This is a genomic window from Frankia sp. CeD (assembly GCF_000732115.1).
Taxonomy (GTDB): domain Bacteria; phylum Actinomycetota; class Actinomycetes; order Frankiales; family Frankiaceae; genus Frankia; species Frankia casuarinae.
On sequence record NZ_JPGU01000042.1, the window covers coordinates 22720 to 35451 of the forward strand.

5 protein-coding genes and 1 pseudogene are annotated in these 12732 nt (G+C 72.4%); 4 read left to right on the plus strand and 2 right to left on the minus strand.

Annotated features, from left to right (window positions below; genetic code table 11):
- Positions 1-1785 precede the first annotated feature (1785 nt).
- On the minus strand, positions 1786-5511 hold the full coding sequence (locus tag CED_RS21640) for a CHAT domain-containing protein (protein WP_051868890.1): 3726 nt from the start codon (positions 5509-5511) through the stop codon (positions 1786-1788).
- Between the two features lie 1559 nt (positions 5512-7070).
- Between CED_RS21640 and CED_RS23900 the strand changes: the two genes are divergently transcribed.
- From CED_RS23900 to CED_RS23905, 3 genes are all read left to right on the plus strand, one after another.
- A complete protein-coding gene (locus CED_RS23900; RefSeq protein WP_035912406.1) occupies positions 7071-7256 on the plus strand; it encodes a hypothetical protein in 186 nt (61 codons plus the stop codon).
- Between the two features lie 569 nt (positions 7257-7825).
- Positions 7826-9871 (plus strand): hypothetical protein, encoded by a 2046-nt coding sequence (locus tag CED_RS17555; RefSeq protein ID WP_235187123.1) that lies wholly within the window; start codon positions 7826-7828, stop codon positions 9869-9871.
- Positions 9872-10221: 350 nt separating this feature from the next.
- Entirely contained in the window at positions 10222-10455 is a 234-nt protein-coding gene (locus tag CED_RS23905; protein ID WP_131728941.1) for a Panacea domain-containing protein, read from the plus strand.
- Here the strand turns inward: CED_RS23905 and CED_RS25480 are convergent.
- Positions 10452-11817, minus strand: a pseudogene (locus tag CED_RS25480) (IS66 family transposase); the annotation flags it as partial. The gene CED_RS23905 and the pseudogene CED_RS25480 overlap by 4 nt on opposite strands.
- 93 nt (positions 11818-11910) lie before the next feature.
- Here CED_RS25480 and CED_RS17570 point away from each other — a divergent pair.
- Positions 11911-12732, plus strand: an 822-nt coding sequence (locus CED_RS17570; RefSeq protein WP_235187124.1) for a recombinase family protein, incomplete at its 3' end; no start/stop codon positions are given.

Here is a 12732-nt window from a genome sequence, read left to right on the forward strand (position 1 = left end):
CGCCGTCCTCGCCCAGCTCGACTCCTACGACCTGGACCGCGTCTTGGCGAGCGGCAACGGTCTCGACGACCTGCTGCACCGGATGGTGGTGCGCGCGGAGGAGGTCTGCGCTCTGTGGCCGCAGTCGATCCCGCCCGACCAGCACGAGCTGCTGGCGCTCTGCGTGCTCACCCGCACCCGGGGCAACGAGGGCGTGCACATCGTCGCAGGGCGCGCGGCGAGCTGGTTGCGGACCTATCTGCAGGTGCCCGGCCTCGCCGTCCCCGCCGCGTTCGTCGTGGCCGAGAAGGATCCGGTGCCACTCATCCGAGCGATCGACCAGGCGTACCGGGCGGGAACCGCCCTGGCCACCGAGCGCGCGGAGTGGCCGCTGCACCTGACTCTCGTCAGCGCCGTCGCGGCCTGCCAGCGGCCGGACCCGGCCGGCCCGCAGCGCACCACGGTTGAGCTGGCGGCGCAGATCCTCGACCGTGGGATGGAGCTCGCCGCCGCGTACGAGGCCGGCGACACGCCGCTGCCGGACGTTCCCCTGCCCGTCGTCGGTGACCGCCGCTTCCTGGTGCAGCTCGCGGCCTATGCTTGCGCCGCGCGCGAACTGCGCGAAGACGGCGCGCGCGGCGAGCCGTTGGCCGAGGTCGCCGCGTACGTGCAGGAGATCGCGCAGTGGACCCGACGGGAGATGTCCCGCCGCCGTCGACACCGGTTCGACGGCAACGAGGGTTTCGACGCGGCGATGTACTTCGCCGCCGCGGCAGACATCATCGACCGCAGTGCCGACCGCGATGGCGATGAGAGCGTCGGCAGGCCCGGTGGATCACCCGCGGCTGGTGCCGGAGCTGCGGTGCAGCCGCAGGCCGACGTGGTCTTCCGACGGCTCACCAGAGGTCTGGGCCGTGGCTGGCTTACCGCGAACAAGAAGATCGCCTCCGTGCAGCTGGAGACGTTGCCGCCGGCGCTGGCGCCCGGGGACGACACGCGGGTGCTGACCCGAATCATCGCGGTGGACGCGTTGGCCGACCGGGTCCTGGGCGTGCTGACCGCCGNCACCAACCGGGCGGACCGTGCGGTGCTGGCCAACTGGGTGTGCGGCTCGCGGGCCGTCGACCAGTTCCGGGTCGGCGGTGATGACGACCTGTACCTGCTACTCTCCCGGCTGCGCCGGGTGATGCTCGCCGTCGCCGACCCGCAGGCGAGCCCCGCGCGGCCGCTGGAACCGGACGCGGCGGACGTCGCGGCGATGAGAACTGCGCTGCGCCGCCGGATCGCGGCGGCGATATCCCTCGACGCGGGTCGCCTCGACCCGCAGGAACTCGTGGCGGCGGCACTGCCGCCGCTGTGGACGTCGCGGCAGCCGGTGATCCGCGCGCTGCGGGCGCAGATCAGGAACAGCGCGGACTGGACGGGCCCGCGGTCGGCGCTGCGCCGGGCGCCGGAGATCCTCGCGGCCCGCGCCGTGCGCGGCCCCGGCCAGATCACGCGCGACACCATCGAGCCTCAGCACGCCCCGACCGGCCGCTGCATCACGTTCGACCCTGCCAACCTGGACGCCGCACCACGATGCGGCACCCGGGCCAGCCGGCTGGAGGTGGACCCCGCCGAGATCTGCCCCGCCCGGCCCTGGGGCGAACCGGGCCGGGTCGACAGCCGGGCAACGATTGGTGATTTGTTCAATCTGAGCGTCGCCTCCGTCCGCGGCTACCTCAACCGTTATCGGGAGAACCCGGACCGCTGGGCTCCCCTGATCGAGGCCGACCAGCCCTGAGCGGCCCAGGCCCGGGTACGCGCTCAGGCGCCAAGGTGGACGAGCCCGGCCCAGGCGGCCGGGTCAACGAAGGGGAGCCACGCGTCGTCCACCATGGCCGCGGCGACCGGGCCGGGCATTGTGGCCGGCGCCGTCCGGTAGGGGTCCAGCGCCCAGTCCTGGGCGGCCTGCATGGCCTCGGCCGGTGAACAGTCCTCCACGACCAGGTTGTGGTGCAACACGAACATCATGGTGGCCGTGTACCTGTCCGGCAGATCCCACAGAGAGCCGTACACGGTGCGGGCGCCGGCGGCGAGGAACGCGGTCGCGATGCTGAACGCCTCGTCGTAGTCCGCACCGGTGACGTTGGTCNAGCAGGCAGCGAGGAACACCCGCTCGACGCGGGTGGCGGCGCTCTGCTCGGCCAGCAGCTCGCGGGCGGTCAGCGGCCGTCCGTCGGCGAGCTCCAGATGCGACGCCGCCGGGTCCGCGGGGACGGCGAAGCCGTGGCACGCCAGGTGGAGCACTAGGCGGCGGGCGCCTGGCCGGCGCAGCCAGGCGAGCACCTCGGCCGGCGTCCCGTCCCCGGACGCCCCCGCGCCCGCCACCGTGGCCGGTTCGCGGCCCGACCGGGACGGCCCCCCGCCCAGCAGCATGGCGCGGGGGTAGAAGGCCGATGGTAGATGCCAGGCGGCGTCACCGGCAGGGTGGGACGCCGCGCCCACCGGATTGCCGACGATCAGCACGTCGCCGTCGGCAGCGGCGGGCATCGCGACCGTCCGGCACAACAGCCGGGCCGAGGGGATGTAGGACACCGTCGCCCGCTGGGCGAGCCGGGTGCCGCCGCCGGTTTGATGACCGGGCGCCTCGACGTCCAGCACGGCGGCGTGCCAGGGCACTAGGCCGAGCACCCCCACCGAGGTGATTACGAAGGTCGGCCAGGTGGTGTCGGCCGCGACAGCCGAGACCCGGTCCAGCAGCACCTCGGCGATGCGACCCGCCCACTCGGTGAGCTCCGCCAGCGCAGCGCGCCACGCCGCCAGCGCGGCGCGCGACGCCGCGAACGCGGCCGCTGGCTCGGCCACACCCTGCCTGGCACCCTCACCGCCTGCAGCCTGGCGCCAACCCGCGTACGCCGCCAGGTACCGGCCCATGGGGGAGTCGTCGGCGCTGACGAGCCCCGGGTGCTCGACATGTTCCACCGGTCTGGTCCCGTCAGCCGGGATGATGATGATATGCCCGGGCCGGTCGACGCCGGGGACCAGATAGACGAGTGCGTCGGAGCCGTGCGTGCCCACCGCTGCGCGGATCTCGCCGATGCTGGGTGGAAGCAGCAGGCTGTCGGGTCCGGCGGCGGACTCGCTCAGCGCCGCCAGCACAGCCCGGCGCAGCGCGGACCGTTCGGCCCCGTCGGCGAACCAGCCGGGGCCTTGCGCAGCCGGGTCGGCCTCGGCCGGTTCGAGGCCTGCGGCTGCCCAGGCCTGCGCGAGGTCGGCATGCCCAAGCTCACGCAGCTGCTCCGCGGCCGACCGGGTGGTCACCGCCGCGTGCAGGACGAGGCCGCGGCCGGCCTCCACGGCGGTCACCAGGTCGTCGCGGGCCTGCTCGTCGCCGCCCCGCAGGTCCTCGACACACCACTCCAGCACCACCCGGGCATCCGCCGCCGCCCCGCGGGCGACCTCCAGCGCGTCTCGGGTGCCCGACTGCAGCAGCACGAGCCAGGCGTGCCCGCGCAGGGCTCGCAGCGCCAGGCGGCGACCTCCGGGCAGGTCGCCGGGCTCGCCGCGCAGTCGCCGGGCGCGGGCGGCGGTCATGACGACCATCGGCCACATCGGGTGGTCAGGACCGTCGAACCAGTCCAGGACCGCCTGGGAGCGTGCCACGGCGAGCCGGGCGGCGGACCGGTCCCCGGTGACTCCCGCGAACAGCTGCCAGCCGTGGGCGAACAGCTGCGTGCCCATGGCCCGCGGGGGTGGCGGTAGCTGCGCACTGCTGTCGGCCCAGGCCTGGTCGGCGTCCGCGAGGCGGGCGCGCAACTCGGCGAGGCGATCCGCGGGCGCGCCGGCTGAAGTCGCCGCGATGATGCCGGCGATCACTTCCGCGGCCGCTGCCTGCGCGACAAGGGCGTCGCAGCCCGGGAACGCGGCGAAGACGTCGGCGATCTCCCGGAGCTGACCGACGTCGAGGCGCCGGCTGACGTCGAGGTACTGGCTGACCTCGATGAGGTGACCGGGCTTGCCCGTGTCGGCGGCAGGTGGCTGCAGCCTGCCCCGAAGGCCACCGCCCAGAACCTGTGCCAGCGACCGGGCCAAGACGGACAGCAGCTCGACGGCGGTGCGGGCGCCGTCGGCCGGCATGCCGACCAGCAGCATCTGACCCAGTCGGGCGAACAGGGAGATNGCCGTGGCGCTCGGGTCCGCGGAGGTCCCGACCAGCTGCTCGGCGGCCTTCACCCGGCCCAGGTCGCCGGAGAAGCCACCGGCGACAGCGGAGATGAGGGAGAACAACGCGGCGGCGTCGTCCGAGTGCTCGGCCGTGCGCATGGCCTCGGCGGCATGCTGCAGGCCGAAGTCCGCGCCGGGCCGGGGCCCGGTGCCGAACATGGCGCGCAGCAGACTGGTCATCGCCCGCATCGCGGCCCGGCTGCTCGACCAGCCCTGCGGCGGGTCGGGGNGCGCGTCGGCGTAGCCGAGCAGGCGGTCAAACCTGTCCCCGGCCAGCGGGAACGCCTCCAGGCCCTCCTGCACCAGCCGGCGGGTGATCTCGTTCCCGTCGACGATGAGGTACTGCAGCGTGAGAATCTCCATGGCCACCGTCGCGCGGATCTCGGTATCCAGTTCCGGCCGGTCGACGATCTGGTCCGCGAGTGCCAGCACGGCGCGGATGTCCGCCAGCAGCGCGTCGTCCACGCCGCCCGCGCTGCGCCGCTGCTCGCGCAGCCGGTCCGCGACGAACACCAGCGCTGCCGGCGCGAGGAGCTCGGCGGGCTGACCGTGCCGTACCGCCGCGGTGAAACAGTCGACCGCCTCGTCGAACAGGGCGTCGTCGTCATCGAGCCGGCTCCACGCCCAGTAGGCGTGGCCGAGGCTGTCCCAGGTGTCGGCGACGTTTTGGGCGCCGCCGATGCGGAGGGATTCGCGCAGCCAGTGGACGGCCTGGGCCCAATCCCGGGTGGTACCGCTCTGTTCGGCGCGGTCGAAGACGAGCTCTGCGTAGTCGGCCACGATGCCCGGGTCGGCGGTGCCCGCGGTGACCATGGGCGCCAGCAGGTCGAGCGCGGTGTCGCGGGCGGCCGGCACCGCGTCCTGCTCGTACCAGACGATCAGGAGCGCTGCGTAGCCGAGTAGGTCCTGCGGACCGAGCTTGCCCGCGTCGGCCAGCGGGGCGAGCAGGCGCATGGCGGCGTCCCGCTCGGCGGGATCGCGACCGTTGACGTAGCGCTCGCCGTGCAGCGCGCCTTCCATGGCATCGAGTTCGGCAATGCTCAGGGACGGGCGGCCGCCGGGCCGGGGCGCCGGCCAGCCCCGGCGCCACCACAGCACCACACTGTCCCAGCTGCCCAGATCCGCCTGGGCGAGCTCGCCCTCCCACTCGGCGATGAGCATCGCCAGGCCCGGCGCGCCGGAGTGGCCGGGCGCGAGGTCATATGCCTGAGCCAGCAGGCCGACGGCGGCCCGGGCGGCAACCGGGTCCCCGTCGCGCTCCGCGGTGGCCAGTAGATCCAGCGCCGGGCCGACCAGCGCGTCGATCTCCAGATTCAGGCCGTCCACAGCGAATCCCCCGATGCCGACCAAGCTGTCCAGTGCTGGCGACGAGCCGCCCTGCGGCCACCCGTCGCTGCGGGCGCAGCGTATATGTGCCGTGTGCCGTGTGCCGGTCCGTCAGGCCACCCCGACGAAGCCCATCGCCGCACAGTCGGGAGACGATCATGGCCAGGTGGAACAGGCGTAGGCGGGACGACGGCGGCGGCGCGGCACCTCCTGGCACCGGCCGACCGGCCGCGGGCACCGGCGGGCCGGCGCAGCCCGTTGCCGGCGCCCTGCCCGCCGACGTCGCCGGCCTGATGGCTCGGCTCGGGCGGTACGAGTTCGCGCCGGCCGCCAGCGACGAGCCCGATGTCTGGGGCGACCTGCAACGGCCGTTCCTGGCGTCGGCAACCGCGGACGCGGCCGGTTTCGCCGCGGCGCTCGCGCGCGAGGTGGGCCCTGCGGGGGGCTGGGCGCTGGTCGGCGCCGAGTCCCTCCTGCGGAACTTCGCCGACGGGGCCACCCGCCGGGCCATTCCCACCTACGTGGAGCTTCTCGATGCCAGCATCGACTTCCTGCGGGCCTCGCGGGTGCCGTTCGGGCGGCTCATCGGCTTCTACACGGAGCGATGGGCTGAGCGGGGCGGGACCGAGGTCGACTGGCTGCCCGGCAGTGGGCACGACGGACCGTTCCCGGGTGCGGGACCGGGCGGTACTCCCGCCGGCTCGCCGGACTGGTCGCAGGTCAGTGTAGTCCGCGCCGAGTGGCCGCTGGACCGGGCCGGCATTGAGGCGGACGTGGCCGCCTGGGAGCACGGGGTGCAGCTCTACGACGCCCACGACGACTACGCCACGATGATGCGGGCCGGCATGATGCTGGCCCGGCTGCTGCGCCACCACCTTCACGGCCGGGCGGTGCTGGATGATCCGGTCCTGGCCGTCACGACGCATCACGTGCTGTTCGCCGCGCGGACCCCGCCGCCGGACGGGGTCACCGTCGCGCAGCACGCGCTGCGGATGGCGCGGCTGGGGCTGACGGTGATGCGCGCGCACGGCTGGCAGTCTGCTGAGTTCGGCGGTGACGGGACGCTCGCCGAGCCGTTCTTCACCGGCGGGAACCGGCTGCTGCTGACCNCCGCGCTGGCGTCGGGCGGGCGGCCCGGGGAGAGCGAGCTGCGCCGGTTCTTCGGCGCGGACGGCACCCTCGACCGCGCCTAGCCGCTGCTCGGCGCGGTCGAGGTCCGCCAGCGCCGCGAGCGCGGCGGCCAGGCGCTGCGGGTCGGTCCCGAACGCCTCCACCGCGCTCGCGGGGATCATACCGTCAGCCGCCAGCCGGAGCACGCGGTCGATCAGCCAGGCGGCCGGGTCGGCTCCGGCCGGGCGGTCGCGCAGCGCGGCCAGGACGATCTCGTCGAGATCCTCGGCGCCGGACTCGGCCGGTCGGGCGAGGGCGCTGTCGGCTGCGGCCGTCCCCAGCGGCACGTCGCCCTGCCGGGGCCGGCGGCCGAGTGGGCGGTCGATGTAGCGCTCCCACCAGGTCACCAGCTCGCCGTCGCCGTCGCGCACGCGCCGCCCGCTGCGACAGTGCCGCTCGATGCCACCCAACGCCGCCGCGACGCGGTCGCGGTGCTCCTCAGGCGAGCCCCCGAACTCCGCGGCCGCCTGCTCGGCCAGCCGGTACTCAAGCGCCGACTGGCCTTCCAGCGGCGCCGGCCGGCCCGCCTCCTCGACCAGATACTCCAGCACGGCGCGGTGGTACTCGTCCGGTAACGCCCGGGCCAGCTCGCCGACTCGGATCCGGTCGACACGGGCCTGAGCACCCTGAGCCAGGCGGTGGCGCCGGATCCACTCGAACTTCGCCCTGGTGCGCCAGTGGGCGCGGGCGGCGGCGGCGGGCCGTTGCGCGGGTCGTTGCGCCAGATAGCGGCTGATGTCGACAAGCACGTCGACGACCAGGTCCTGACACACGCAGCTGCCACGGACGAGGGCCTGCTCGCCGACCTGGACCGGCGCCACGTCGCACACCCCAGACCGGGTCATCCGGTGCAGCTTGCGCCGGAACCCGGCGGTCTCGCCGAGAAGCGTGCAGACGATCTCCATGGAGATTGTAACTACAGGTGTCTGAATGACGGCTTGGGGTGACATTCGATCGTCCAGTGTCGTCGAGCCGCCACCAGCAAAGTCCGTGAGCATGCCGGCTTTCTAGCGGAAAATGGTAAAACTGTCTATGATTTTAGTGACTCGCGAAAAAAATCTGCCAAGTGGAGGCAGGGTTCGGCGACTACGNTCGGGATGCTGCGGGGGCGGGCGTTGGAGCGGGGATGAAGGAGGAGACGGTCGTGACCCTGTTGCCGGCGGTGGTGCCGCCGGTGCCGGAGACGCGGGCTGAACTGGTAGCCGCCCGGCTGGCCCGGAAGGTGGCGCCGCTGTTCGGAGTGCCCTGGCCGGACACTCTGGAGCCCAACCCACTCGGGCGGATCACCTGGGTCACCGACTTCACCCGGGTCACGCTGTCGGAGATCGCCCGCGGCGCCCCCCTGCCGACCCGTGCGCAGGCCGCGCAGCTCGCGGGCGCCGCCGAGCTCGGCACCCGTGGATGGGTGATCCTCGATCGGATGGCCGCTACCGCGAGTGGGGCGACCTTGCCGAATGAGATCGCCAACGCCACGCTCAACCGATTCGGCCCCGATACGAAGGCTGCGGTCGTCCTAGTGGCGGTCAACCGCCTGCTCGATCCGCTCCGGGCGGCGCTCACCGAGGTCCTGCCCGTGCTGGCCTACCAGGACGGCAGCAGGCTGATACCCGACCTGCGGCTTGCAGCCTGGGCCGCGGTGGTCGTCGAGGTTTTTCGTTCCCAGCCGGCGCTGGTCGCCGCGGGCATCCGCGCGCGTGCGGTGCAACGTCCGTTGACCACCGCCTGGGAGGTGCCGCTGGCCCCCTCCGCAGCAGCTGAATCGCTAACCAGATGTGAGATCAGCGCACCGCGGACGACGGCCTCGCCGGTCCTGCCACGCGACCTCGACCTCGTCGACACCACCCTGCCGGGGCTGGCACTGCCGGCGGCGGAGGGGCCCGTCGGCCAGCAAGCCGCGCACGAGCTGGTCGCTGGGCAGCTCCTGCATCGCCTGCTCGACGTGGGAACCCTGCGCGACACGAGTCACCTGTGGATCTCCGCCCGGGGCCCCGGGCAGCTGGCGCTGGAGGCGCTACTCACCCCGGACTCGATCATTGACCAGTTCGTCGCCCAGGCGCTGCGGGCGCTGCCGCCAGTCGACGGCGGGCCGGTCGACGCGCGACTGCCCGCCCTTCCCGATGCGGCGGCTCTCGCCCAGCGGCCCTTGGCCACCCGGCGCACCGCGGCCATCGCGCTGTTCGGCGCCGTGCGCCAGGTACTCACCGACGCACAGGCCCGGGAGCGCCTACGCCTCGACGCCTTCACCTGGCTGGGCCAGGCACACGGCTGGCTGGCCGGTATCCTGCCGGCGGACGANCCGGTCCGGGCCGTCGCCGGCTGCCGGGCCGACGTGCTCCGGCTCGACCTCGTCCGGTACGACGCGGAGCGGGACAAGCGGGTGCTGGTCGAGGCGCTGATGGCGTCCAGCCAGTACTGCATCGACCTGTTCGAGCGGGGCAGCCTGGACCGCGGCGCCGCCGCGGAGATTCTCTCGGCCGCCAACCGGCAGCTGGACACCCTGCGCCGGCTGGCCGAGGCCAGCTGCGGGCCGCCTGCGGACGGTACCCCACCGGCCGGGATACTTGACGACCATGTGCGCCGCGGGTGGCTGGTCTGGCTACGCATGGTGGAAATCGACCCGGCGGTACTGACCACCGGTCCGCTCCCCGACCTGCTGGCTCACCACTTGCACAACTACGCGACCTACCTCGCCAGCCACCCGTACTCGTCCGGCGATCTCACCCAGGCGGTGGACTTGTTTCGGGACGTGGTGCTGCCCGCCCGAGCAAGATACGTCGCCCGCACGGCCGTCTTCGAACCGCTACGCGTCTCGCTCCAGATGGCTACCGCAGCGACGACGGGCCTCGCGCGGCTGGCGCGGGCTGCCGGCCACTCGGCACAGGCCCGCAACTGGGCGGCCCTCGGCCACCTCTGGATTAACCGCGCTCTCGCGGATCCCGGTACGGCCGCGATGCTAGACGAGGCCACCGAGTCGGCATGCCGACTCGCACTGCAGGCCGTGCCGGCACTCCTGCTCGCTGTTGAGCTGCAGGTGAGTCCCGACGGCGTCGGGACGGCCGCCGATCTCGCCGCGGTCGACCGCCTGCTCTCCTCCGCCCGCCGGTGGATCTCCTCCTTGCCCGGGCCGTTCGCCCGCCAGGACGAGATCGATGCGCTGGCCGCCCGCCGCGAGCAGCTCCCGACCACCTGAACCTCCCGCACCGACCTGGGTGACCTCACCGTCCACCGGAATACTCGCCGACCAGCCGATCTCGGAAAGAACGAGTGGGATGGTACGTTCCGCCCCACTTGATCACGCAGAGTGGCGGTATGGCCTGTTGGCGTTCCTGGTTGGCAAANTCCTGGATCGGCAAATCGGACAAACTAAGTTATGAATTTAGACGGCTCGCATCTCTGTGGTCACTCATTGTCGCGGAAGGGCGCGACCGGTCCAATGGAATAATAACGCCTCTGGCTCAGCCCTTCGCCCGCGTCGGCGTTTCTCTTATGTTTGCAATAACTCCTATGGGGGGGTAAAATTCGCTGTTACAATAAGTAACAATGGCAAAGATGGAAGCACGGAATATCGCAAACGCCTTTATTGAGCGTGCCAGCCAAGATCAGGGCGAACGCGGGGTCATCACTCCGCTGAAGCTGCAGAAAGTTTTGTATTACGCGCAAGGCTGGTATCTGGCGTTTAACAACGGAAACCCGCTGTTTGACGACAAGGCGTACGCCTGGCAGTGTCCATTCAGAGGTGACGGTCCCAGCACCTCTGTGTTGATGTTGATTTAGGTAGCGACCGCGAGGCCGTCCGGTTCGGCGAGAGCGGCCCGGGGGGTGGGTAGCCAGGGCCGGCTGGNGAGCAGCATCCTGATCGCGTCGATCGGGCGGATGCCATGGTCGCGGGTGGAGACCAGGTAGGAGCGCACGCGCAGGTACCCGGCGAGGGTCGTCGGGGTGTGCCAGTAGCCCGAGACGGCCTGGTGCCGTTTGGGAAGCCTGATCGACTGCTCGGCGGCGTTGTTCGTCCAAGGGATCTTGAAGTCGGTGAGGAAGAGCCAGACCTGGTCGGCCTTCGCGGCGAGCCGGCGGGCCAGGACCAGGCCGGGATGGTTCTTGCCGTCCTTCCAGGGCCGGGACATGTTCGCCAGCCGGCCGACCTCGACGTCCCGGTCGAACCGGGCCCGCAGCCCGTCGATCACGTCCTGGTCGAGGCGGGNGCACCCNGCNGCTCGGGNGGCGNCGACCAGGCCGTTCGCCTCGCGGAACAGCTCGATGAGCTGGCCGGCCCACTTCTGGATGTTCGGCGCGAGCATCAGCACCGCCCGCAGAGCTCGGATGAGGTGCTGGCAACGGAGCTGCACGCCGGCGACCTGGGTGTCGTACTGGTGCCAGCCGGCGTAGTCGTCGCGGGTGAGGTAGCCGGTGTAGCCGTCGAGGACCCCGGTGGCGTCGATCGCCTCCGACGAGCGGGAGGGGATCGCCGCGTATCAGACCAGCCCGGGCCACGGGGTCCGCAGCGCCAGCAGGTGCGGGGCGCCCTCGGTCGGCCTGCCGGTGGCCTCGTCGAGGTCCCTGCGCAGGACGTTGACCAGGGACTCGTCACCGCACAGCACCGGCTCGGCGCGCAGCGCCGCCTTCATCTTCTCGTCGTAGCCACGGGCCGCGAGCGCCTCGGCGGCGCGTTGCAGGGTCCGCGCGACGAAGCCGGTCGAGACCGCCGTGCCGTACATCCCGTTGAGGACCAGCGCGGTCCGCGCGAGCGGGACGTTGCCCTCGTTGCCCAGCAGCACCACCGCGCCGCCGATCAGCGGCCCGTAGCACNCCGANCCCGCCGTCGCCCACGGCACGTCCGGCACCCTCGCCGCCGTGATCTTCCCGCAGCAGCCACACCGCCTGCGCGGCAGCGCCCACTCGGTCGTCTCGACCCGCGGCTCGGGCACGTCGCGTACCTGCGTCCACATGTCCGCCAGCACCTGCCCACCGGCCAGGCCCGCCTCGCACGACGAGCACCCGGTCGGCTCGTCCGCCCGTAACCGGCGGTCCGGGGCCGGGTCCCCGGGGCAGCCCGGCACCCGGGTGACCCGGCTGCCCGCCCGGCTTCCTGTCCTTCGAACGGNCCCGCTCCGAGGCCGGCCGGACCTGCCGGCCCCCGGCCTCCCCGTCCCCGCCTGCCGGATCGTCGTCACCCTCAAGGCGCGGCAGTCCCTGGACACCTCCAAGCGGGTTCGGCGCAAGCACCTCGCCATGGCCCAGGCCGGCATTACCGTCGGGGGCAACCGTGCCTTCGGCTGGCTGGCCGACAAGGAAACCAAGGACGAACCGGCGGCGGCGCTCCTGGTCGCGGGGGCGGATCAGATCTTGGCCGGCGTCGGCCTCCACACCATCTGTCGCCAGTGGAACGATCTTGGCATCGCCAGCGCCATGGGCAAGAAGTGGCAAAAACCCGTCCTGCGCAACATCTACCTGTCCCCGCGCATCGTCGGCTACCGGGTGTACGGCCCGACCTCCGTCCCGCTGGAGAAGCGCTACGTGGTGGACGCGGACGGCCAGCCGGTCAAGGGCCAGCAGCAGCCCATCCTGGACCTGGATGTCTGGGAGGCGGTGGTGGCGAAGCTCCGCGACCCCAGCCGGGTTTCCAAGCACGTCCACATCGGCGGACGGAAGTATCTGCTGTCCGGGATCATCTGCTGCGGGTTCCGCGGCCGCCACCTGATGGGCGGCTACGACCGGCGGTGGGGCAAGCACCACTACGCCTGCAAGGCCGTCACCGCGGGCGGGNGCGGCAAGGTCGGCGTCACAGGCCGCCATGTTGATGACCTTGTCTCCGAGCTGGTCCTGGCCTACCTGGCAGGCCGCGACGTCGAGGCCGAGGTGGGCAGGTGGCCAAGGGCGGGCGAGTTGGCCAAGGCGGAGGCCAAGATCGCGAAACTCATGGGTGCCTATGACCGGGACGAGCTGCCCGGCCCGTACGTCTTCCCCCGTGTGCGCGAGCAGGAGCAATCCATCCTGCACCTGAGGGCGGAGCAGGCCGAGTGGCTACGCGCCCACACCGGCCCCAAGGTCACG

What these genes read in the sequence shown, in the direction of transcription:
- CED_RS23905 (WP_131728941.1), top strand. Translation starts at nt 10,222, where the DNA reads ATGGCAAAGATGGAAGCACGGAATATCGCAAACGCCTTTATTGAGCGT.